We start from the raw sequence: 22,091 nt of genomic DNA on the forward strand, positions 1-22,091 counted from the left end.
CCTATCACAGCACCGTGCTATGAGGCGCCCCCGTGTCCATCGGTCCTGTCGCTTTCGATGCGAGTCTCTGGGACGAGCCCACCACGGGCATCGGCTTGTACACCCGCTGTCTGGCCTCGGGGCTCGAGGACCGGGGCGTGCGCCTGCAGCGGCTCGGAGCGCGGGTCTCCGGAGAAGACCCTCGGGGCCGCATGGGCCGCACCGCCTACGTGCTGGGCCGGTTGCCCCAGGCGCTGCGGAAATCGGAGGCGCGGCTGTACCACGCGCTCGGCAACTTCAACCTCCCGCTCGTGCGGATTCCGGGCAAGGCCTACGTCGTCACCGTGCATGACCTGATTCCCCTGCTCATGCCGGAGACGGTGTCCCGGGCGTATCGCTGGCAGTTCCGGCTGTGGCTCGCGCGGAGCGTCCGGGTGGCGGACCACATCCTCTGTGTGAGCGCCTGCACCCGGAATGACCTGCTCGCGCGCCACCCCGAGGCCGAGGGCAAGGTGTCGGTGGTGTACAACGGCGTGGACCACGTGGGCCGCCACGTGCCGGACGCGACCACCGAGGACTTCCTGCGCTCGCTGTCGCTGCCGAAGCGCTTCGTGCTGTACGCGGGCTCGCTGGACGTGCGGAAGAACGTGAGCCTGGTGCTCGACGCGCTCGAGCGGCTGAAGGCCCGAGGCAAACCGGCGGCGCTGGTGATGGCGGGGCAGAGCTGGTTCGGCTCGGGAGAGGTGGAGACGCGGGTGGCGCGGATGACCTCGGAGGGCCATGACATCCGCGCGCTCGGGTACCAGTCCGAGCCCGTCTTCTTCGAGCTGATGCGGCGGGCGACGGTGTTCGCCTTCCCCTCGAAGTACGAGGGCTTCGGGCTGCCGCCGCTGGAGGCCATGCGGCTGGGGACTCCGGCGATTGTTTCCACGACGGGGGCCACGCCGGAGGTATGCGGAGACGCGGCCCCGGCGGTGCGGCCGGACGACGCGGACGGGCTGGCCGAGGCGATGGACCGGCTGCTGGGCTCGGACGCGGAGCGGCGACGCTGGTCGGAGGCGGGGAAGCAGCAGGCGGCCCGGTTCACCTGGGCGCGCTGCGCGGACAAGACGCTCGCGGCCTACGAGCAAGTCCTGTGGCCACGAGGCTAGGGGGCGCTGTCACCCCGAGCCAGTTCCAACGTGTAGACGATCCGTGCGCTGCCGGCCTTGCTCCAATCGCGCTCGGGTGTCCGGACGAAGCCGATGCGCGCATAGAGGCGTTGGGCCGGGGCCATGGTGGGTCGAGTCGAGAGCACCAGCCGCTGGCAGCCCCGCTCTCGTGCGCGGCGGATGCACTCGGTCACCAGAGCCTCGCCGATGCCCCGGCCCCGGGTGACGGGCGCGACGGCCAACAGGCGGAGCTCCGCTTCGCCCTCGCGCGCGATCTCGGCCTGGGGCGTGCCACTGAGCGCGAACGTGACCGTGCCCACCACTCCCTCCCGTTCATCCCGGGCCACGAGTAGCTCTCCCTCAGCCGCGAGCGGCTCCACGGCGCGGAGACCGGGAGCGCGCCCGGCGGGAGAGAAACCCTCGCCCACGTAGACGCTCACCAGCAGCTCGCCCACCGCCGGGTACTCCTCCGGGCGAGCCGTGCGCAGCTCCAGGCTCGCGTCACTCTGGGTCATCACGTCTTCTCCTGCGAGGAAGCGCATGTCGGGCCCTACGCTTTCACACGCGGCTTCCAGCGTCGACGGTGGGTGGGCTTCCCCCTCTGGCTCGAGTCCCGGCCCGGTGTCAGGCTGATCCGTACCCTGCGCGGAGCAGGCATCCCAGGAGACATGCATGTCCGCTCGACCCGCCCTCCGCGCTACCCCTGAAACATGGCGGTGCTTGGGTTCGGGCCTCTTGGTGCTGATGGCCCTGCTGATGCTGAGTGGGTGCGCCACGGGTCATCCACGAGGGCCCCTCGTTCGAGGCTACGGCCATCGTTCATCGGCGCCTTCGGCCCTCTTCGACTCCAGGACCGAGGGACTCGTTTCGTCTCCTCGCGCAGCGGAGGGCCGCACGGGAGGTGTCCTCGAACAGGAGGCGGATGCATTCCAGGTGTTACAGGAGGCGTGTGGCCTGGAGGAGTTGCGGCACCCGGTGGGCGCGGCGCTCTACCTGGAGCAGGCGCGTCGAATCCGGGACTGGCTGGCGAAGACGCACGTGACACAGCGCAACTTCGCTCCGCGCCGGGCCCTCTCCCTGTTGCTACGCGAGGTGCTCGAGGGAGGCGAGCGCGTGGAGTACGCGGAATTGTTACGCCGTACCGAGCGCTTCCGCCTCCTGGTCATGGTGCGCCCGGACGGCTACCTGGTGACGGTGCTCCACGGTCAGCCCATCCAGCGCATGGGAACCGTGAGATTCGAGAACGGTGTGTTCCAGGTGCTGCGCCTCGTGGTGGGGGCCTTCTACTTCTCGCACGGTGGCGTCCTCTATCCGGTGGATGAGGCGCTGCAACGTCGCGACACCACTCCCCTGGCCGAAGTGGGCCTGCAGCGCGACCCGCTCAACTCCGCATTGGACGGGGCGCAGGACGCGATGGGGGAACTGGTGCTCGCGCTCGCTCAGACCCTCCTCCACCCCATCCAGAGCGTCGGGGGCCTCGCGCAACTGCCCACCACGGTGGCGCTGCTGATTGCCTCCTCACCCGAGTACTTCGCGCGCTTTGGCGCCATGTCCTCGCAGGACCAGATACGCGAGGCGGCACGGCTGTCCACGCACCTGCTGATGATGTACGGGGGCGCGGCGGGTACGGCTGGTACGGTGGGGCGCGTCGGCTCGATGGGGGTGGAGTTGCCGGTGCTGTCGCTCACGGCCGAGGGCGAGCTGGTGTTGAGCACGGTACTTGTGTCGGGTGGCACGCTGACGACCACGCTCGGCGCGGGAGCAGGGGCCGTCTCCATCCTCCACATGGCCGTCACGGGCAGTGGCAATTGGCCGCCCATCGGTGGACCCGGCCAGTGGGTGGAAGACACCACGAGCATGTCTGAGCGGTCCCGCGACTATCAGGCCCAGGTGACGGGCGCACCCAAGGGATGGTGCTACGAGGTCTGCCGCAATGGCGAGTGCGTGGAGTACGACGGGTACAATCCCAAGGCGGGGACGCTGCTGGAAGCCAAGGGGCTCGGTTACGACCAGTGGTTCGATAGGAACCTCAATGCCAAGTTCACTTTCAAGGGCTTGGAGGATCTGCGGAATCAAGCTCAGAGGCAGGCCCGATTGGCGGGAGGATTGCGCGTCCGCTGGTACGTGGCCGAGCCCCGCATGGTTGCCATCCTCCAGAAGATGTTTCAGAGCTGGGAGATCGAAGGGATAGAAGTGGTGTACGAATCACCCCAAGCTTGAGGCTTGTCACGCATGGACGAGACCTATTTCGCGGCCGCCTATTGGGGCTGCCGCCCGGAGCCGGCCCAGGACTGCGCCCGGCGCGCGGAGACCTTCTTCCGTCTCCTGTCCGGGTGTCACCCCGACTATGCCCGCTGGTACGAGCAGGCCTACTCGACCAGGAAGGCGCTCCAGCTCCAGTTCGAGCCCACTTTTGACACCTTCGTGCGCTTCTTCGGCAAGAAGAGCCACCAGCTGGGAAGAGACGGCTTCTCTTTTGGCGCCTGGACGGGTCACCTCAACAACCAGGGCGGGATGGTTCAGCTCAGTTGTGGCTCACGCGCCGAGGCATCGCCAAACGGTGTCTTTTTCTATTTCCCCTCGGAACCTCCGGGCTCTGACCGCCTCGTGACCCTCCCCGTGCTCACCGGGATATTGCGAGCCATGGCGCTGGCCTGGGAACCGGACTGGGCCTACGTCGCGTCCGGCGGCTTCCGTGACCGCATGTCGCAGAAAGGCTCCGCCGGCACCTTCGTGGGCTGGCTGACGTACTACTCGCGCCGGTGGGGCGAGATACCGCCCCTGCCTGAGCCCGTGCACGTCGAGCCCGTGGAGGACAAGGGCACGCTCGTCATCCTCTCCCCCGAGCGCGTCTCCGCCGCCAACCCCGAGCACGTCGCCCTGGGCCACCGCGTCCAGGGCGTGCTCGAGGCGCACGGTCTGCTCCGGCGGGTCATTCCTCGCCGGGCCTGAAGTCCGCCTCGCGCTCCCGTCACATCATCGCGGGCACGGGCTCGGGGCCGCCGCTCGCGTGGTCGGCGGCCGCCATGGCCCTCAGCGCCATGACCTCGGGGACGCGGTGCTTCTGGATCCACTCCTCGAAGTTCCACGTCTGGAAGAACTGCTCGGCCGCGCGCCGCCCCGAGGCACGCAGGGCCTCGCTCCGGTCCCGCCGGATGCCGAAGTCCGTGGTCTTCACGCCCAGCGTCGGGATGGCGATGGTCCGGTCGAAGTTCTTCTGCTGGATGTAGCGCGCGTCGTGCGCCTCCAGCATCGTCTCGAACATGGCCTTCAAGAGCGTGATGGGACCTCGGATGCGGCTCGGCTCCTCATCCACCAGGCCCTGGTCATTCACCCGGTCCACCAGCTTGAGGCCGAACGTGGGCCAGGGCGGATTGACCGACTTGTCGTCGAGGATGTCGACGGGGAAGTTGCTGAGCACTCCGCCATCCACGATGTAGCAGGTGCTGCCTCCGCCATCCTGGATGCGCACGGGCTCGAAGAAGAAGGGGATGCTCATGCTCATGCGCACCGCCCATGCCACGTCGAGATCCTCGGGATCCCTCCCGTAGTCCCGGATGTCCCACGGCAGCACGAGCAGCTTGCGCCGGGAGAGATCCGCGGCGATGACCTGCAGCTTGTAGAAGTACCTCGAGCCGGGCTTCTCGCAGTCCATGTGCAGATCCCGGAAGGTGCGGACCTTGCGCGGGGCCTTGGCGAGCAGCTCGCGCAGCCAGTTCTCGAAGTAGTCCCCCTGGTAGAGCCCCTTCTCGCGCAGCAGGCTCACGGCGGGGCCGATCAGCGGCACCCGGTCCAGCATGCTCAGGTCCGTGAAGCGCCGGTAGTCGAGCTCCTCCAGGATGGAGCCCAGGTCGGCGGCCGAATAGCCCGCCGCCACGAGCGCCGCGGCGATGGCTCCGGCCGAGGTTCCCACGACGTTCTGGAACTTCACCCCGCGCTCCTCCATGTGCTCGAGCGCGCCCACCAGCCCGATGCCCTTCACGCCTCCGCCCTCGAACACCGCGTCCGCCTTGTCCAGCTCCCTCATGCGCTTCCTCCTCCCATTTCCAGGGAAGGCAGAGTGCCGGGCACGGATTCGTGACACGTGCCCCGGGGAGCGCCGTGTGCTGGAGCGCCAGCCGGGCGGACAGGCGGTTGCTTCGCGAGGACCGCCCTTTCAGTGGGTGGGGGCGGGGGCCTCGTCCAGCGTGGCCCTGGGGCGCAGCAGGAGCGCGAGCGCCATGGCGACCAGGCACAGGCCGCCCACCAGCATGATGACCTGCGAGTGGGTGAAGCCGGCATGCTCGACGAGCGCGGCCATGCCCATGGGGATGAAGGCGGCCAGGAAAGCGCCCACGTGGAAGACGAGTCCCACGCATTTGCCGCGGATGCTCGCGGGGAAGAGCGAGGTGAGCAGCAGCGGGGCGATGCCCGGAGGCGCCGCGCCGAACAGGCCACCCGCGAAGGCTCCGAGCCACAGCAGCCCCGGGGCCAGGCCCACGTAGAGCGGGAGGAAGGGCAGCATGCCGAACGCGGCGATGGCCACCGCCTTCGCCACGCCCAGCCGCGAGGCCAGGGCCCCGCACATCGCCGTGCCCAGCAGCATGCCCACGTTGACGATCGTCACCAGCACCGACACGCCCTGCGTCGTCATGCCCAGCTCCGTCTTCAGGAGCACCGGGTACAGGCTGGTGAGCCCGTAGTAGCCGCCGAAGTTGAAGGCCATCACCAGCGAGCCCCACACCAGCCGCGTCATCAACCCCGAGCCCGAGAAGCCGCGCAGCGAATTCGCCTGCCGCTCGGCCTGGGCCTTGGCCCGGTCGAAGCTCTCCGGCACGAGGAAGCGGATGGGGAAGGCGAGCAGTGCGGGCACCGCGGCGATGATGAAGAGGGCCCGCCAGCCCCACACGGGCACCACGAAGCCGGACACCACCGCGGCCAGCAGGTAGCCCACGGCCCAGCCCCCGTGGAGGATGCCCGAGGCGATGCCGCGGCTGCGCTCGGGCCAGTTCTCCATGGCCAGGGTGGCGCCGCTCGTCCACTCGGCGCCCATGCCGAAGCCGAAGAGGGTGCGCAGCACCAGCACCCAGGTGAAGGTGGGCGCCATGGCCACCGCGCCGTCGCACAGCGCGAGCCACACCACGGAGATCATCAGCGGCAGCTTGCGGCCCCACCGATCCGCCACCGAGCCGGCGGCCAGGCCTCCGATGAGCCGCAGCAGCAGCGTGAGCGTGATGGAGCCCGAGAGCGCCGTCACGCCGACGCCGAACTCCCTGGCCATCTCCGGCATCACCAGCAGGTAGATGGTGAAGTCGAAGGCATCCATCACCCAGCCCACCCACGCGGCGAGGAAGGACAGCCACTGGCCCCGGCCGGGCTCCCTCCACCACGGCTGCGCCTGGGCCTGTGTCATGGCCGCCACTGCCTCGCCGCGGTGGCCCGCGAGTCCCTGGGTCTCCCCCTCACCGGTGTGCATGGCCGGGAGGATACCGGAGCCCCCGGGTACCCGTCTCACGTACGCCCCTGGACGGTCGCCGGGGCCCAAGCGCGCCTCTCGGGCTCGCGGGTGAACGTCTCCGGGCGCTCGCACCTTGCGCGGGGGGCCGCTCGTGCCCAACCCGTTGCGGCGAATAACGCCGAGGGGGCTGTCGTGCGCTTGCGAACATTGCTTGTCCTGGCCGTCCTTCTCACCGGTGTTCCGGTGCTCGCCCAGCAGACGATCCAGGTGTCGCCCATGCTGGAGACGCAGCCGGTGGTCGGCACGGGGCCCGTGGTGCAGGGCGCGGCCCTCTGGATGCACCCGACGGACCCGTCCAGCAGCCTGTTGCTCGTGGCGGACAACCAGACGGGGCTGCTCGTCTACAACCTCAATGGCACCGCGCGGCCGCTGCTCGCCGAGGGCGCGGTGCAGGGCGTGGACGTGCAGGAGGGCGTCGTGGTGGGGGGCATCTCCCAGACGCTGGTGATGGTGGCCAACACGACGGCGCAGGCGCTCATCGGCTACATCATCGATCCCGCGACGCTCGAGTTCCGCCGGGCGGGCTTCGCGAACGTCACCGCCCCGAGCTTCGCCCCCAGCTCGGTGGCCCTGTACGTGAGCCCCGCCACCGGGCGTGTCTTCGCCTTCGCTGGGAGTGCGACGGGCCTCGTCGAGCAGTTCGAGCTCACCGCCCAGACGGATGGAGGCACCGCGTCCGCCGTGGTCCGCTCCTTCGACGTGGGCAACGCGGTGGTGGGCCTCGCGGTGGACGATGCCCAGGGCAAGCTCTACGTCGTCGAGCAGAGCGTCGGCATCTGGGAGTACGGCGCGGAGCCGGAGGCCACGGACATCCGCGTCTCGGTGGATACCGTCACCGGAGGGGGACTGTCCCAGCCGCTGGGCGGCGTGGCCCTCTACAGGGCGTCGGGAGTCCGCGGCTACCTGCTGGCGGTGAACGGGGGAGACAGCGCGGTGCGCATCTACGAGCGCCAGCCCGGCGCCCATACCTTCCGGGGCAGCTTCACCGTCGGTGCGGACGGAGGCATCGACGCGGTGGAGTCCCCTCGCCAGGTGGTGGCGACGAACCGTTCCCTCGGCACGCTCTTCCCGCTGGGGCTGGTGGCCGTGCACGACAGCACCAACGCGGGCACCAACGAGAACTTCAAGCTCGTCCCGTGGCCAGCGATCGCCACCGGCTTCACCACGCCGCTCGTCGTGGACACCGGTCCCGTGGACACCACGGATGGCGGGACGGCGGATGGCGGGACGACGGATGGGGGGAGCTCCGGGCCCATCGGCAACGTGCCGCCTCCCACTCCCTCCGCGGAGTCGCCGGAGGGGGGCGTCACCACGGGTCAGAATTGCGTCTGCGCCTCGGCGTCCGTGCCGGGCACGCTGCTGCTCGCCCTGCTGGGCGTGCTGCTGCTCTCGCGCCGGCGCCCCGGGGCCTGATGCGGGTTGCCTGCGGGGGGCCGCTGGGCTCAACTCGCCGCCCGCATGCACTCCTCCCGACTCCTCCTCGCGCTGGGGGCCCTCGCGGTCTCCGGTTGCGCCAGCGCTCCGCGTCCCGCGGAGTCTCCGTCCTCCTCCCAGTCCCTCCAGGCGCCCGCCGCTCCCGTGCGGCTCACCCTGGTGGGCACCAATGACTTCCACGGCTGGTTGATGCCCCACACCACCGCGCTGCCCGGCGGCCTCCAGGCGGAGGAGGGGGGAGCGGCCGTCTTCGCCGGCTACGTGGCCCGGCTGCGCGCGGACAACCCGGGCGGCGTGTTGCTGCTCGACGCGGGAGACCTCTTCCAGGGGACGCTCGCCTCCAACCTCACCGAGGGTGCCTCCGTCATCGACGTCTACAACCGCCTGGGCTATGCCGCCGCGGCGCTCGGCAACCACGAGTTCGACTACGGGCCGGTGGGGCCCAAGGCCATCCCCGGGCCGAGCGAGGACGCCTTCGGTGCGCTCACCGCGCGCATCCACCAGGCGCGCTTCCCGCTGCTCACCGTGAACATGCGCGACGCGGCCACCGGCAAGGCGCCCGCGTGGCTCGGCAATGACGGCACGCTGCTGGTGACGCTCCAGGGCGTGAAGGTGGGCATCATCGGCCTCACCACGCCGTCCACGCCGCGCATCGCCAACCCCGCGCTCGTGCCGGGCCTGCGCTTCGAGGACATGGTGCCCACCACGCTCGAGGCCGCCCAACGCCTGCGCGCCCAGGGCGCCGAGGTGGTGGTGGGGCTCGCCCACGCCGGAGGCAAGTGCGCGGACCTCTCCAACCCGCGCGACACCTCCAGCTGCGATCGCTCGGACGGGGAAATCTACGGGCTCGTCGAGTCGCTGCCGCCGGGCACGCTGGACGCCGTCTTCGCCGGCCACACGCACCAGCCCATGGGCCACTTCTTCGGCAACGTGCCGGTGCTGTCCACCTCGGGCCAGGGCCGCTCCTTCGGCGTGGTGGAGCTCTTCGTGGACGCGGTGAGCCACAAGGTGCTGCCGGAGCGCACGCAACTCCAGGCCGCCATTCCCGTGTGCGCGCGGGTGGAGGCGAAGAGCGGGAGCTGTGATGCGCGCAAGCTGAAGGAGCTGGGCGCCTCGGCGCAGCTCGTGCCTCCCACGTTCCGTGGGGGCGAGGTGGTGGCGGACGCGGAGGTGGAGGCGCTCGTGGCCCCCGCGCTCGCGCGGGTGGAGGAGGTGCAGCGCCGCTCGTTGGGCGTCTCCGTCACCGGGATGCTGGGGCGTGACTACGAGGGCGAGAGCGCGCTCGGCGACGTGCTCACGGACGCGCTGCGCGAGATGGAGAAGGTGGACGTGTCGCTGCTCAACTCGGGCGGCCTGCGCGCCAACCTGAAGCCCGGGGCGCTCTCCTATGGCGACCTCTACGAGGTGTTGCCCTTCGACAACACGGTGGCCATCGTCACGCTCACCGGGGACGAGCTGCGGCGTCTGGTGGCGGCCGCCTACGGCACGGGCAACGGCGTCTTCCAGCAGTCGGGCCTGAAGGTGAAGCTGGCGAAGTGCGCCGGCCCCGAGCGCCTGCGCGACGTCACCCTGGCGGATGGCAAGCCGCTGGACGCGAAGCGCCTGTACCGGGTGGTGCTGCCGGACTTCCTGGCCCGGGGCGCCGCGGGGCTGGACAAGGTGCTGGCGCAGGTGCCCGCCGAGCGCATCGACCTGGGGCTGGGCCGCGAGCTCACCCTGCGCGACGCGCTCGCGAGCTGGTGGCAGGCCCGGGGCACGCCCATCGCGGCGCCCGCTACAGGCCGCATCAGCTTCGTGGACGAGGGCGCGCCGTGCGCCTCGAAGGGCCCCGCCTCCGCCCGCTCCGAGCGGCCTTGACAATGGAGTGAAAACCGCGCCCGGGCCGGAAAATCGGCTCCGGCGCGGTTTCGGCCATGGAGGGAGCACCCGCAAGTGGCCGAGATCCGGAGGGATCGCATCCCGGGCCGAAAAATCGGCCTGGGATCAGTTTTCAACGGCCGGAATCCTCCTTAGTCTATGGAAGGCGCGCCGTGATCCGAGGAGCCTTTTCGAGGCACCGATCGCGGCCCGCCGGCAGGGAGGGACACACATGCTTTACAAGGTTACCCCGATGATGCCGCCGCCGGCCTCGAAGGAGGCCAAGACGTCGCGCGAGCCGGGGCAGCCGCGCAAGCGGCGCAAGTCGGCTGTCTATGATGTCGACGGGCACGAGGTGCTCATTTCGCTGATGTGCCTGAAGTGCCGCACGCTCAAGCCGCTGGCGCAGTTCGGCCTGCGCAAGATGGCGGACGGGGCCATTCGCAATCAGCCCTGGTGCCGCGGATGCCGCTCGGGCGCGGGCACTCGCAAGCCCAAGGACAAGGCCACCGAGGCGATCGGCACCGTGGCCGAGATTCCCGCCGCGGTCGCCAACCTCCAGGTGGTGCCGGCCCCCGCCGCCGCCGCCGTCGAGGAAGAAGCGGAGATCGCCGTCGCCTCGCAGGGCTGAGCCCCGCGGGAACATGTCCTTCTGGGGGCGGGGCATTGTCCTCCGACCCCAGGTGGAGTGATCTACCCACCAAGTATCCACCGCTTGCACTTCGGCGGTGGACCCTCGGGTCGCATCACTCTTCTCAAGGACACGACATGTTCCCCATGCAATTCCACGGGCGCTCTCTGCGCCGGGCCACGGGCCTGGCGCTGGCGCTGCTGCCGCTGCTCGGTTTCGCGCAGGCGGTTGGCCCGGATCGCTGGCCTTACGCGGGCCACGATCTGCACAACACGCGCAACGCGAGCAGCGAGGAGCTGATCAGCCCGCAGACGGCGCCCAACCTGTACGTGAAGTGGATCTTCACCGCGCAGGGGGACGTCTCCGCGACTCCGGCCATCGGGCCCGGCGTGCTGTACTTCCCGGACTGGGGCGGCTGGCTGCACAAGGTGGACGCCGCCACGGGGGCGAGCATCTGGTCGCGGCAGATCTCCACGTACACGGGCATTGCCGGCAGCAAGTCGCGCAACACCCCGGCGCTCGAGGGGGGGAGGCTGTACCTCGGGACGCTCAATGGTGACTTCCTGGCCGTCGATGCGCACACCGGCAACCTGCTGTGGAAGACCCATCCGGACTCGCACCCGGGGGCCGTCATCACGCAGTCGCCCATCGTCCACGGCAACCGGGTGTACGTGGGGATCGCCTCGTACGAGGAGAGCATGGCGGCGGACCCCTCGTACCCGTGCTGCACGTTCCGCGGGAACGTGGTCGCGATGGACAAGAACACCGGCGCGGTGGTGTGGCGCACCTTCGTGATGCCGGAGGGGTACTCCGGCGGTGGCGTCTGGGGCAGCACGCTCGTGCTCGACCGCAGCCGCAACTCCCTCTACGTGACCACGGGCAACAACTCCACCGTGCCGCCCGCGGTGCGCCAGTGCCTGTTGAATGCCCCGGACGATGCCAGCGCGGCGGCGTGCATCGCGCCGGACGACTACTTCGACGCCATGCTCTCGCTCGACGTGAACACGGGCGCCATCAAGTGGGGCCGCAAGATGTATCCCCAGGACATCTTCATCCTCACCTGCCTCATCCGTCCCGAGGACTGCCCCCCGCCGAGCGGTCCGGACTATGACTTCGGCCAGGGTGCCATCCTCTTCAAGGTGCCGGGCCCGGACGGCCGCATGCGCCAACTGGTGGGCGCGGGCCAGAAGAGCGGCATCTACTGGGCGCTGGATCCGGACACGGGCGCCACGGTGTGGAGCGCGCGGGTAGGTCCGGGTGGAACGGGAGGCGGCATGATGTGGGGTTCGGCCATGGCGGACGGGCGCATCTACGCGGCCAACGCCAATTACGACCACGTGCCCTACACGCTGCCCAACGGCCAGACGAGCTCCTGGGGCAACTTCACGGCGCTGAACGCGGCGACCGGGCAGATCCTCTGGCAGACGCCGGATCCCATCCAGGGCACGCAGGACGTGGCGCCGGTGACGACCGCCAATGGCGTGGTGTTCGGCTGCTCGATTGACGCGCAGGGCCACATGTACGCGATGGACGCGAGCACGGGCGCCGTGCTGTGGACGTTCGTCAGCGGTGGCTCGTGCAACTCGGGCGCGGCGGTGGCCAACGGCACGGTGTACTGGGGCTCGGGCTACTCCAACTTCCAGGTGGGGACCCCGAACAACAAGCTCTACGCCTTCACCGTGCCGGCGCCGTAGGCACGGTGAAGCTCGCCCGCGCGGGAACGTGTCTTTCGAGGGGCGGGGATTGTTCTTCGCCCCCAGGTGGAGTGAGCTAACCGCTGAGTGTGTCCACCGCTTCGGTAGGGGGGGGGCCCTCGGCTGAATCACTCTTCGCAAGGAAACGACATGTTCCCCATGCAATCCCATGGGCGTGCGCTGCACCGGGCCGTGGGCCTGGTGCTGGCGTTACTTCCCGTGCTCGCCTTCTCGCAGCAGCTCTCGAGCACGTCCCTGGACCTGGCCGACCTGGCCCCGGACTCCTGGCGCTTCGCGGGCCATGATCTGCACAACACGCGCAACGCGGCGGGCGAGTGGTTCATCAGCCCGCTGACGGCGCCGCATCTGCGCCCGAAGTGGGTGTTCACGGCCGAGGGGGACGTCTCCGCGACGCCGGCCGTGACGCCGCTCGCGCTGTACTTCCCGGATTGGGGCGGCTGGCTGCACAAGGTGAACGCCCTCACGGGCCAGCGCATCTGGTCGCGGCGGATCTCCGAGTACACGGGCATCCCCGGCAGCCGCTCGCGCAACACCCCGGCGCTGGTGGACGGGAAGCTGTACCTCGGCACGCTCAACGGCGACTTCCTGGCCGTGGATGCGCAGACGGGCAACCTGCTGTGGAAGGTGCATCCGGACTCGCACCCCGCGGCCGTCATCACGCAGTCGCCCATCGTCCAAGGCGACCGGGTGTACGTGGGGATCGCCTCGTACGAGGAGAGCTTCGCGGCGGACCCGTCGTACCCGTGCTGCACGTTCCGCGGCAACGTGGTGGCACTGGACAGGGCGACGGGCGCGGTGGTGTGGCGCACCTTCGTGATGCCCGAGGGCTACGCGGGTGGCGGCGTGTGGGGGAGCACGCTCACCTTCGACAAGGCGCGCAACTCCCTCTACGTGACCACGGGCAACAACTCCTACGTGCCACCGGCGGTGCGCGAGTGCCTGGTGAATGCCCCGGATGACGAGACCGCGGCGGCGTGCATCGCGCCGGACGACTACTTCGACGCCATGCTCTCGCTGGATGCGAGCACGGGCGCCATCAAGTGGGGCCGCAAGCTCTATCCCCAGGACGTCTTCATCCTCACCTGCCTCATCCGTCCCGAGGACTGCCCCCCGCCGGGCGGCCCGGACTATGACTTCGGCCAGGGCGCCATCCTCTACAGGGTGCCGACTCCGGACGGTCACTCGCGCCAGCTGTTGGGCGCGGGCCAGAAGAGCGGCATCTACTGGGCGTTGGATCCGGACACGGGCGCCACGGTGTGGAACACGCGGGTGGGCCCGGGCGGCGTGGGGGGCGGCATGATGTGGGGTTCGGCGATGGCGGACGGGCGCATCTTCGCGGCCAACGTCAACTATGACCGCCTCCCCTACACGCTGCCCAACGGACAGACGAGCTCCTGGGGCAACTTCACGGCGATGAACGCGGCGACCGGGCAGATCCTCTGGCAGACGCCGGATCCGGTCCCGGGCGCGCAGGACGTGGCGCCGGTGTCGACCGCGAACGGCGTGGTGTTCGGCTGCTCCATCGAGTCGCTGGGCCACATGTACGCGATGGATGCGCGCACGGGCGCCGTGCTGTGGACGTTCGTCAGCGGCGGCTCGTGCAACTCGGGCGCGGCGATTGCCAACGGCACGGTGTACTGGGGCTCGGGCTACTCCAACTTCGGAGTGGGGACCCCGAACAACAAGCTCTACGCCTTCTCACCGTGGGGGTTGTAGGGCAGGGGGCGTGAGCCCCCATGCCGTCGAGGGCGAGGGGTGATTACAGGCGCAGGCCCGCGGGGAGCGTATCTCCGAGGGCCCGTGCTTCATCCGCGGCCTCCAGCGCCACCACTTCCGTCACCATCCGCACCCAGGTGTCGGGCGCCTTCGACGCTTGGAGCGCCTGCGCCGTTTTCGCTCGCAGCTCGGGGCCGAGGTCCCGCATGCGGTCTCCCGTGAGCCGCGCGAGCTGCGCCGCCGCGAACTGCGCTCCGTCGATGCGCTGGAGGCCCAGCTCCAGCAGCAGTGACAGCCAGGCCTCCGCCACCTCCACGTCCACCACCTTGTGGCCGCTGCCGTACAGCGGCACCCGGGCGCCCAGCCGTCCCAGCGCCCACGCCCATGGGCCGCCGCTCTTGTTCTCCGCCTTCAGCCGCCCCGCCACCCAGCCTCCGAGCTCCGCCTTGTCGCCCGGCTCGAGGTGCTCCAGCGAGGCCGCCGTGCGCACCATCTCGTCCAGGCCCTCGGGCTGAATCCCCTTGAGCTTCGTCTGCGCCTGCGCCTCCAGCGGCACCTTCCTCGCCAGGTGCGGCTTCAGGTAGTCGTAGAGCTTGCGCTGCTGTGCCTCGCTCAATCCGCCCGCGATGCGCCGCCACATCACCCAGAATTCGATCCACACCGACTTCTCGATGTGGTGCTGCACCAGCGGCTCGAAGAGGGAGAACGTCTGCTCCGCCCGCCAGTGGTCCAGCGGGTAGCCGAAGCCCGGCCGCAGCGTGTAGCCCGCGAGGTTGTAGAAGACGCGCTCGTGGTCCGCCGTGCGGCGCCGCTTGGACGCCCCCGCGAAGAGCGAGCTCCACAGCTCCCGCAGCACCGGCACCCGCCACGTGTCGCGCGGGCCCAGCACCTTCTCCAGCGTGCGAGAGAGTTGCTTCACGTCCTTGGGGCCAACCGGCAGCGGCTTGTTGCCGTACACCCGCTCGATGTTGTCCTTCGCCTCGGCGAAGCGCGCGGGCATGGACTCGGTGACGGTCAGCTCGCGCTCGCCGCCCGTGCCCCGCAGCTCGAACTCCAGGCGCCAGCGCTCGTCCGCCACGTTCGACACGGCGAAGAGCTCCAGCGTGCCAATCTCCGTGAGCCCCGCCTGCAGGTGCACCGGCACCTCGGCCGTCTTCCCCTCGGCGCCCTTGAGCACCGTGTGGATGGGCGGCAGCGGCTTGAGCTCCTCCGACAGCGCCACCACGTCGCCCGGCTTGTCGATGCGGTCGCTCGTCGTGGAGTACAGGGTGAACTGCACCGGCCGCCCCAGGGTGAGCGTGAAGGAGCGCTCGCCGATGTCGACCTGGTTGCCCTCCTCGAAGCCTCGGGGGACGAGGCACAGCACCGGCTGCTCCGTGCTGTCCGCCGGGCGCTGCAGGGCCACGTAATACGCACGCGCCGCGCCGCCGCCAATCTTCAGGCCGTGCCCGCGCCGCACCAGCCCGTAATAGGCCGCGCCGCGAGCCACCGCCAGCTCCAGCGACTCGTGCTTCAGCAGCCGGATGCGCGGGGCGCCCGGCCACCACGCGCTCACCGCCTCCACCAGCCGCTCGGCGAGTTGCGGCGAGTTGAAGACGCCACCGTTGAGCAGGATGGCGTCCGGGCGGGGCAGGGCGCCTTCCGAGGACGCCGTCTCCCCGAGGGCCGCGAAGCCCGCCGCCGCGTGCTGCGCGAGGAAGGCCGCCAGGTGCCGGGTGATGGCCGCGTCTTGCGCGTACGGCAGGCCCAGCTCCTGGAGCGCCATGCGCGACACGCGCCGCGGCCGCTCCTGCGCGCCCGCGCGGGGGAAGAACCCATCCATGACGAGCGCTTCCGCCTCCTCACGCGTCAGGTCCGTGGACAGCGAGCCGCCCAGCAGCCGGCTGCCCTCGGAGACGAGCGACACGCCGTAGCGCTCGGGCGGATTCGCGCCCAGCAGGGCCTCCTTGGCGGTGCGGGCCGCCTGGATGGCCTGGGTCCACTGAGTGGCGGACAGGCGCCGGTTGCCGTCCGGGAAGAGCTTCTCCTCCACGCGTTTGGCGAGCGCGGCGTCCATGTTGTCGCCGCCGAGCATGAGGTGCTCGCCCACCGCGAGCCGCCGCAGCATGGGGCCCTCGGGGGACACGCCCGCGTGCACGAGGGTGAAGTCGGTGGTGCCGCCGCCCACGTCCACCACCAGCACCAGGCGCACGCCCTCGAGCGACCTGGCCAGGTCCTTCCGGTGGCGCGCGGTGTAGTCGTAGAAGGCCGCCTGGGGCTCCTCGAGGAGGGTGAACTTCTCCAGGCCCGCCTTGCGCGCGGCGCTCACCGTGAGGGCGCGGGCCGCCTCGTCGAAGGAGGCGGGCACGGTGATGACGACCTCCTGCTGGCCGAGCGGCGCCTCCGGGTGGGCGTGGTTCCACGCGCGGGCCATGTGCGAGAGGAGCAGGGCGCTCGCCTCGACGGGGGACAGCTTGGCCACGTCGGCCGGAGCGCCCCACGGGAGGATGGGCGCCGAGCGGTCCACGCCCGGGTGGCACAGCCAGCTCTTGGCGGAGGTCACCACCCGGCCCGGCACCCGGGCCCCCTGCCAGCGGGCGAGCTCGCCCACCACGTGCTGGCCACCCTCGCCCCACGGGAGGCGGAGCGACTCGGCGGCGAGCTCATGGCCGGCGGGCACGTAGACGCACGAGGGCAGCAGAGGCCTCGGGCTCACCTCGCCCTGGCGCACCAGTTGGGGGACGGGGAAGTCCTCCACGGGAGCGGTGGGACCCTTCGAGGGGTCCACCGAGGCGACGGCGCAGTGGGTGGTTCCGAGGTCGATGCCGACGATGTGCATAGGCGTGGGTGCGGCCCCTGGCCGCGGGGGCTCCTTCTACTCCCTCATGCGGACGTTGAGCTCCAGCTTCCACTTCCCGGGGCCGTCCTTCTGCAGGCAGCGCAGCTCCAGCGTGCCCACCTCGGTGACGGCGGCCTGGAGGTTGACGGGCGTCAAATCCCCGAAGGGCGTGGGCGTGCCGGGGAGCGTCGTCTCGAGGGGGGCGAGCTCCTCGAACTGCTCGCTGTCCACGTCGTCCACCATGGTGCCGACCTTGTCGTCGCGCCGCACGGACGAGGCGAAGAAGCGGAAGCTGGTGGGCTCTCCGGTGACGAGGCCGAACTCCTGGGGAGGCACGTCCGCCTGGGTGCCCTCCTCCATGCCGAAGGGGGCCACGCACAGGGCCTTCACGGGGGGCTCCATGCCGGGCACGGCGGGCATCGCCGTCTCCACGCCCACGTAGTAGGCGCGAGCGGTGCCGCCGCGGATGCGCAGGCCGTGGCCCTCGCGCACCCAGCCGTAGTAGGCCGCGCCGCGCGCCACGGACAAATCCAGGTCCGCGCCCGCGAGCTCCTGGGCCGGCTGGCCACCGTCCGCGGTGAGCCACGAGTTGAGCACCTCCATCACCCGGGCCTTGAGGGGGCCGGCCTTGAAGACGCCGCCGTTGAAGAGCACGGCGGTGGGGTGGATGAAGGACTTGCCGCCCACGTTCACCGGCGAGTCCGGCGAGTTGGCGAGCGCCTGCGCCTGCCGGGTGAGGAAGGCGGCGAGGTGCTTCGTCACGGCCGGGTCCTGCGCGTAGGGCAGGGCCATCTGCGCGAGGCCGGTGCGGCGGCCCACGCGGGGCAGCTCGGCGACGGGGGAGGGCGGGAAGAAGCCATCGGTGAGGACGCGGTCGAGCTCCTCGCGGGCCAGCTCCGTGCGCAGCGTGCCGCCGATGAGCGACGAGCCGCGGCCGGGAATGGAGATGGGCGCCTTGGCCATGGCCGGGTCGCCGTACAGGGTCTCCTTGGCCATGCGGCAGCCGTAGGTGAGGGCGTTGAACTGCCAGGCGTCCAGCTTCTTGCCCTCGGCGGTGAGGCGCTGGTTGAGCGTGTGCGCCAGGGCGAGGTCCATGTTGTCGCCGCCCAGGAGGATGTGGTCACCCACGGCCACGCGGGTGAGCTCCACTTCGCCCGCGCGGTCTCGCACGGTGATGAGCGAGAAGTCCGCGGTGCCGCCGCCCACGTCCACCACGAGGATGACCTCGCCCACCTTCATCCTCTTGCGGAAGGCCTCTCCCTGCGCCTCCAGCCAGGCGTAGAGCGCCGCCTGCGGCTCCTCCAGGAGGATGATGTTCTCCAGGCCCGCGGCCCGGGCGGCCTCGAGCGTCAAGTCCCTCGCGGCGGCGTCGAAGGAGGCCGGGACGGTGATGATGACGTCCTGGGCGGCCATGGCGTTGCCGGCGTCCTCCTTCGTGCGGGCGAAGGTGTGGTCCCACGCCTCGCGCAGGTGGCGCAGGTAGCGCGTGGAGGCCTCCACCGGGGAGACGCGCTGCACCTCCTCGGGGGCCTGCCAGGGGAGCAGGGCGGAGCGCCGGTCCACGCCGGGGTGGCTCAGCCAGCTCTTCGCCGAGGACACCAGGCGCGTGGGCACCTTGGCGCCGTGCGAGCGGGCGAACTCACCGGCGATGCTGCTGGCCCCCGGGTTCCACGGCAGCGCGAGGCTGCCCTGGGGGAACTCCTGGGCGCTCGGCAGGTAGAGGAACGAGGGCAGGAGCGTGCGGGCCTCCACCGTCCCCGGCGCCGTCAGCTGCGGGACGGGCAGCATGGACTGCGCGGCGCCACGGGGCTTCGCCTCCTCCAGGTTGAAATAGGAGACGGCGGAGTGCGTGGTGCCGAGGTCGATTCCAATCGCGTATCGGGCCATATGCGCTCCAATCTGGGGTCAGGGCAGTTCGACTTCAGCGGGCGCCAGCACGCGTGGATCCAGCGCCGCGCTGGTGGACGGGAATTTCACGGCCGTGGTCACCCACCCGTGGTGCTTGAGCGCCCCGTCATAGGGAGGCTGGCCGGCCACGTTGCCGGTGAGGCGGATGCGCTGGGCGTCGAAGCCGGGGGGTACGTTCACCGGCTCGCCCTCGGTCTGGGGCAGCACCGGCTCCAGGGCGAGGTACTGGCGCACCACCTTGCGGCACCCCTCGTGGACGATGCGGGCGGCGGCGCCCACGTCCGCGTCCGGGAAGGCGGCCACGTCCTCCTGGAGGAAATCGATGAGGCGCCCCTCGCGCTGCAGCATGGAGAGCAGTTGGAGGGCCGGGGCGTGCTCCCGCTCGGGGGGCAGGGCGACGGGCTCCGGTGGGGCCACGGGCTCGGGCTTCCCCGACGTCAGCTCGGAGGGCGAGGTGCCAGCCGGGAGCTTGCCGGCCTTGTCGGCCTCACGGAGGGGGAAGACGGCCTGGGCGAACGCCTGGTCGAACCAGATTCGCCAGAAGCACACGAACGCGAGCCAGAAACGAGCGAAGAACGAGAGCGAGGGCTGGTCGGTCATCGGCCCCGGATAACAGACCCGGAGCGCTTTTCAATTCACTCGTAGGCCAAATGAAAAGGGCCTCACTGTTTCCAGTGAGGCCCTTCCCTGTTGCATGGTGGAGGTGGACGGGATCGAACCGACGACCTTCGCATTGCGAACGCGACGCTCTCCCAACTGAGCTACACCCCCGCAACCACTATCTGCCTGACGACCGGCGGGGCTTTTTTCCCGCCGCCGAAAGACGAACGGGCAGATACAAGACCCTATTCCACGTGTCAAGCCGGGAATCTTCCGTACCGCTTGCGCGATTGACGGGCGGCAACTCGGGGTGTCATAAGAACCCCCTCCCATCAGGCGCCTCCATTCGGAATGTCTAATCCCTCATCGAAGACGTTGAGCCCGGCCGAGCTTGCGAAGCTGGAGCACGCGTTCGCTTCCGACCCTTCCTCGGACGCTTACAAGCCCCTGGCCGAGGCCTATCTGGCCGCGAGCCGCTTCATGGAAGCGATGGTTGTCTGCAAGAAAGGGGTGAAGGCCCACCCTGATCGCGCGGAGCCTCGCCTCCTGCTTGCCCGTGTTTATTCGGAGCAGGGCAAGGACAAGAAGGCCCTGGAAGAGGTGCTCGGTGCCCTCCAGGCTCAGCCCAACGACAAGGCCTCCCTGCGGATGGCCGGTGCGCTGCAGCTGAAGACCGGTGAGACCGAGACCGGCAAGGCCAACCTCCTCAAGGCCTACGAGGCGGACCCCGCCGACGCCGAGACGCTCGCGGCGATGCAGCAGTACAAGGTGCAGGCCCCCGTGGCCGCCGCGCCCGCTCCGGTGGCCGCGCCCGCCCCGGCGCCCGTGGCCGCTCCGGCCCCCGTGGCCGCCGCGCCCGCCGTCCAGGTCTCCGCTCCGTCCGACCTCTCGGCCCCCGCGCCCGCTCCTGCCGCCCGCAAGCCCCAGGTGGCCGCGGACGACGAGTCGCCGCGTCCCAAGGCCCGCGCCGAGCAGACCGCTCGTCCCGCGCCCCGCCGCGCCCCGGTGGTGGTCGAGGACGACGACGTCGACGACGACGACGCGCCTCGCAAGTCGCGCAAGAAGGGCGGCTCCGACAACAGCAAGTTCATCACGCTGGGTCTGGTGGTCCTCGTCCCCCTCATCCTGGTCGGCTTCTTCGTCCAGGGCCGCATGGCCGCCACGCGCACCCGCGAGGTGAAGAAGCAGCTCGACGCCGCGACCGACCAGCTCAAGCACGACTCCTTCGACTCCTACAAGAAGGCGTGCGAGGCCGCCGACAAGGCGCTCGAGGTCGACCCCGACTCCACCCCCGCCCACGGCTACCTGGCGTACGCCTACGCCATCCGCTGGGGTGAGCACGGCGGTGGCGACGACGCGCGCCGCAAGGCCGAGGAGCACCTGGCCGCCGCCCAGAAGAGCGCCGCGAAGAACAAGGAGGAGATCTCCCACGTCTTCGCCGCCGAGGCCCTCATCAAGACGTACGGCGGCAAGGGCAAGGAGGCGCTCACCTCGCTCGAGCAGACCGTGAAGCGCTTCGACGAGCAGAACAAGCGCAGCTCGCTGCTCTACCTGACGCTCGGCCTCATCCAGCAGAACGCGGGGGACATGGATCGCGCCAAGGACAACCTGGAGAAGGCCCAGGGCCTGTCTCCGGATGACCCGCGCATCTACGCCGCGCTCGGCGCCGTGTACCGCCGGCTCGGCCAGGACTCCATCGCCTGGAAGAACTACGACTTCGCGCTGCGCTACGAGAAGGACCACCCCGAGTCCCTGCTCGGCAAGTCCCTGCTGATGCTTGAGCAGGACACGCCCAACTACGAGCTGGCCTCGACGATGATCAAGAAGCTGCTGGAGGCTCAGCCGCCTCCGTCGCCCCGCCAGCTCGCGGCGGCGTACCTCGCGCGCTCGCTGCTCATCTCCCGCGTGTCCGCGGCGATGGAGAAGCTCAAGCCCGAGGAGCAGGAGAAGTACGTCGCCGCCACCGGCGTGCCCGCCGACAAGGAGAAGGCGCGCCAGGAGCTGGTCAAGGCCGAGGAGACGGGCTTCACGCTGGACAAGCTGAGCCCCGAGCTGTCGCTCATCAAGGGCCGCCGGCTGCTCGCGGAGGGTGCGTATGACCAGGCCGCCGAGGAGATCCGCAAGGCCATCAAGATCGACGGCACGCGCGCCCAGTTCTACGTGGAGCTGGCCAAGGCCCTCATGAACAAGACGGGCGGCGAGAAGGAGGCCTCCGAGGCGCTCGTCACCGCGCTGAAGACCATGGGCGACAGCCCCAAGCTGCTCACCATGCTGGGCAACGCCTACCGCAAGCAGAACAAGCCGGACGACGCCATCAAGGCCTACGCGCAATCGGTGAAGGACCCCAACGCGAAGAACCCCGAGGCCCGTCTGGCCATGGGCACCCTCTACCGCGAGCGCTCGGACTGGGCGAAGGCGCAGGAGTCCCTGGAGAAGGCCGCCACCGAGTTCATCGGTCAGCCGGACCGGGCCGCCCTCGCGCTGCTGGAGCTGGCGCGCGTCTACGAGGGCAAGGGCGACACCGCCAAGGCCGACGAGACGTACCAGAAGGCGCTCAACGCCGATGAGGGCTTCGGGCCGGCCTACTACCACTACGCGGCGTTCCTCAATAAGGACAAGAAGAACGCCCCCAAGGTCAAGGCGCTGGCGCAGGAGTACCTCAAGCTGGAGCCCAAGGGCGAGTTCGCCACCCAGGCCCAGGGGATGTGAGCCGGGCTGCCGCTTCCAACAAGCGGTGCTGATGTCGACGGGCGCGGGGATGACACGAATCCCGCGCCCGTTTGCT

General features: G+C 70.2%; 15 protein-coding genes and 1 tRNA gene. 9 read left to right on the top strand and 7 right to left on the bottom strand.

Annotated elements, in window-relative coordinates:
* Positions 1–32 precede the first annotated feature (32 nt).
* A complete protein-coding gene (locus ACJ8AN_RS18270; RefSeq protein WP_407756658.1) occupies positions 33–1,130 on the top strand; it encodes a glycosyltransferase family 4 protein in 1,098 nt (365 codons plus the stop codon).
* On the opposite strand, the gene ACJ8AN_RS18275 is transcribed toward ACJ8AN_RS18270, so the two are convergent.
* Entirely contained in the window at positions 1,127–1,645 is a 519-nt protein-coding gene (locus tag ACJ8AN_RS18275) for a GNAT family N-acetyltransferase (protein ID WP_407756659.1), read from the bottom strand. The genes ACJ8AN_RS18270 and ACJ8AN_RS18275 overlap by 4 nt on opposite strands.
* A gap of 418 nt (positions 1,646–2,063) precedes the next feature.
* Here ACJ8AN_RS18275 and ACJ8AN_RS18280 point away from each other — a divergent pair, with 418 nt between their 5' ends.
* Positions 2,064–3,350 (top strand): Tox-REase-5 domain-containing protein, encoded by a 1,287-nt coding sequence (locus ACJ8AN_RS18280; protein WP_407756660.1) that lies wholly within the window; start codon positions 2,064–2,066, stop codon positions 3,348–3,350.
* Positions 3,351–3,362: 12 nt separating this feature from the next.
* Positions 3,363–4,082 carry an immunity 52 family protein gene (locus tag ACJ8AN_RS18285; protein WP_407756661.1) on the top strand — a complete coding sequence of 240 codons (720 nt, stop codon included), beginning with the start codon at positions 3,363–3,365 and terminating at the stop codon, positions 4,080–4,082.
* A gap of 19 nt (positions 4,083–4,101) precedes the next feature.
* Here ACJ8AN_RS18285 and ACJ8AN_RS18290 read toward each other — a convergent pair whose 3' ends face one another.
* Positions 4,102–5,157, bottom strand: a complete 1,056-nt coding sequence (locus tag ACJ8AN_RS18290; protein WP_407756662.1) for a patatin-like phospholipase family protein — start codon at positions 5,155–5,157, stop codon at positions 4,102–4,104.
* Between the two features lie 129 nt (positions 5,158–5,286).
* Positions 5,287–6,585, bottom strand: a complete 1,299-nt coding sequence (locus ACJ8AN_RS18295; protein WP_407756663.1) for an MFS transporter — start codon at positions 6,583–6,585, stop codon at positions 5,287–5,289.
* A 180-nt stretch (positions 6,586–6,765) separates the two neighbouring features.
* On the opposite strand from ACJ8AN_RS18295, the gene ACJ8AN_RS18300 reads away from it, so the two are divergent.
* The 5 genes from ACJ8AN_RS18300 to ACJ8AN_RS18320 all read left to right on the top strand — a co-directional run bounded on the left by ACJ8AN_RS18300 (position 6,766) and on the right by ACJ8AN_RS18320 (position 13,980).
* The gene (locus ACJ8AN_RS18300; RefSeq protein WP_407756664.1) at positions 6,766–8,040 is read left to right on the top strand and encodes a myxosortase-dependent phytase-like phosphatase; all 1,275 of its coding nucleotides are present in this window, start codon (positions 6,766–6,768) and stop codon (positions 8,038–8,040) included.
* A gap of 45 nt (positions 8,041–8,085) precedes the next feature.
* Positions 8,086–9,918, top strand: coding sequence for a bifunctional metallophosphatase/5'-nucleotidase (locus ACJ8AN_RS18305; protein WP_407756665.1), 1,833 nt, complete (start codon positions 8,086–8,088; stop codon positions 9,916–9,918).
* 232 nt (positions 9,919–10,150) lie between these two features.
* Positions 10,151–10,549, top strand: a complete 399-nt coding sequence (locus ACJ8AN_RS18310) for a hypothetical protein (RefSeq protein WP_407756666.1) — start codon at positions 10,151–10,153, stop codon at positions 10,547–10,549.
* A gap of 137 nt (positions 10,550–10,686) precedes the next feature.
* The gene (locus ACJ8AN_RS18315; protein WP_407756667.1) at positions 10,687–12,243 is read left to right on the top strand and encodes a PQQ-binding-like beta-propeller repeat protein; all 1,557 of its coding nucleotides are present in this window, start codon (positions 10,687–10,689) and stop codon (positions 12,241–12,243) included.
* 150 nt (positions 12,244–12,393) lie between these two features.
* Entirely contained in the window at positions 12,394–13,980 is a 1,587-nt protein-coding gene (locus ACJ8AN_RS18320; RefSeq protein ID WP_407756668.1) for a PQQ-binding-like beta-propeller repeat protein, read from the top strand.
* Positions 13,981–14,023: 43 nt separating this feature from the next.
* Here the strand turns inward: ACJ8AN_RS18320 and ACJ8AN_RS18325 are convergent, their stop codons facing one another.
* The 4 genes from ACJ8AN_RS18325 to ACJ8AN_RS18340 all read right to left on the bottom strand — a co-directional run bounded on the left by ACJ8AN_RS18325 (position 14,024) and on the right by ACJ8AN_RS18340 (position 19,477).
* Complete coding sequence (locus ACJ8AN_RS18325; RefSeq protein WP_407756669.1) at positions 14,024–16,798, bottom strand: Hsp70 family protein; 2,775 nt, start codon at positions 16,796–16,798, stop codon at positions 14,024–14,026.
* Positions 16,799–16,834: 36 nt separating this feature from the next.
* Positions 16,835–18,685 (bottom strand): Hsp70 family protein, encoded by a 1,851-nt coding sequence (locus ACJ8AN_RS18330; RefSeq protein ID WP_407756670.1) that lies wholly within the window; start codon positions 18,683–18,685, stop codon positions 16,835–16,837.
* An 18-nt stretch (positions 18,686–18,703) separates the two neighbouring features.
* Positions 18,704–19,306, bottom strand: a complete 603-nt coding sequence (locus ACJ8AN_RS18335) for a DUF2760 domain-containing protein (RefSeq protein WP_407756671.1) — start codon at positions 19,304–19,306, stop codon at positions 18,704–18,706.
* Between the two features lie 95 nt (positions 19,307–19,401).
* Positions 19,402–19,477, bottom strand: a tRNA-Ala gene (locus ACJ8AN_RS18340).
* Positions 19,478–19,657: 180 nt separating this feature from the next.
* Between ACJ8AN_RS18340 and ACJ8AN_RS18345 the strand changes: the two genes are divergently transcribed.
* Entirely contained in the window at positions 19,658–22,015 is a 2,358-nt protein-coding gene (locus ACJ8AN_RS18345) for a tetratricopeptide repeat protein (RefSeq protein ID WP_407756672.1), read from the top strand.
* The last annotated feature ends 76 nt before the right edge of the window (positions 22,016–22,091 follow it).

The organism is Archangium sp. (assembly GCF_045802675.1).
In the GTDB taxonomy this organism is placed as follows: Bacteria; Myxococcota; Myxococcia; order Myxococcales; family Myxococcaceae; genus Archangium.

Excerpts from the sequence above, each read along its gene's own strand:
- ACJ8AN_RS18275 (WP_407756659.1), bottom strand. The coding sequence starts at position 1,645 with ATGACCCAGAGTGACGCGAGCCTGGAGCTGCGCACGGCTCGCCCGGAG.
- ACJ8AN_RS18285 (WP_407756661.1), top strand. The coding sequence starts at position 3,363 with ATGGACGAGACCTATTTCGCGGCCGCCTATTGGGGCTGCCGCCCGGAG.
- ACJ8AN_RS18290 (WP_407756662.1), bottom strand. The coding sequence starts at position 5,157 with ATGAGGGAGCTGGACAAGGCGGACGCGGTGTTCGAGGGCGGAGGCGTG.
- ACJ8AN_RS18295 (WP_407756663.1), bottom strand. The coding sequence starts at position 6,585 with ATGCACACCGGTGAGGGGGAGACCCAGGGACTCGCGGGCCACCGCGGC.
- ACJ8AN_RS18305 (WP_407756665.1), top strand. The coding sequence starts at position 8,086 with ATGCACTCCTCCCGACTCCTCCTCGCGCTGGGGGCCCTCGCGGTCTCC.
- ACJ8AN_RS18310 (WP_407756666.1), top strand. The coding sequence starts at position 10,151 with ATGCTTTACAAGGTTACCCCGATGATGCCGCCGCCGGCCTCGAAGGAG.
- ACJ8AN_RS18315 (WP_407756667.1), top strand. The coding sequence starts at position 10,687 with ATGTTCCCCATGCAATTCCACGGGCGCTCTCTGCGCCGGGCCACGGGC.
- ACJ8AN_RS18320 (WP_407756668.1), top strand. The coding sequence starts at position 12,394 with ATGTTCCCCATGCAATCCCATGGGCGTGCGCTGCACCGGGCCGTGGGC.
- ACJ8AN_RS18325 (WP_407756669.1), bottom strand. The coding sequence starts at position 16,798 with ATGCACATCGTCGGCATCGACCTCGGAACCACCCACTGCGCCGTCGCC.
- ACJ8AN_RS18330 (WP_407756670.1), bottom strand. The coding sequence starts at position 18,685 with ATGGCCCGATACGCGATTGGAATCGACCTCGGCACCACGCACTCCGCC.
- ACJ8AN_RS18335 (WP_407756671.1), bottom strand. The coding sequence starts at position 19,306 with ATGACCGACCAGCCCTCGCTCTCGTTCTTCGCTCGTTTCTGGCTCGCG.
- ACJ8AN_RS18345 (WP_407756672.1), top strand. The coding sequence starts at position 19,658 with ATGTCTAATCCCTCATCGAAGACGTTGAGCCCGGCCGAGCTTGCGAAG.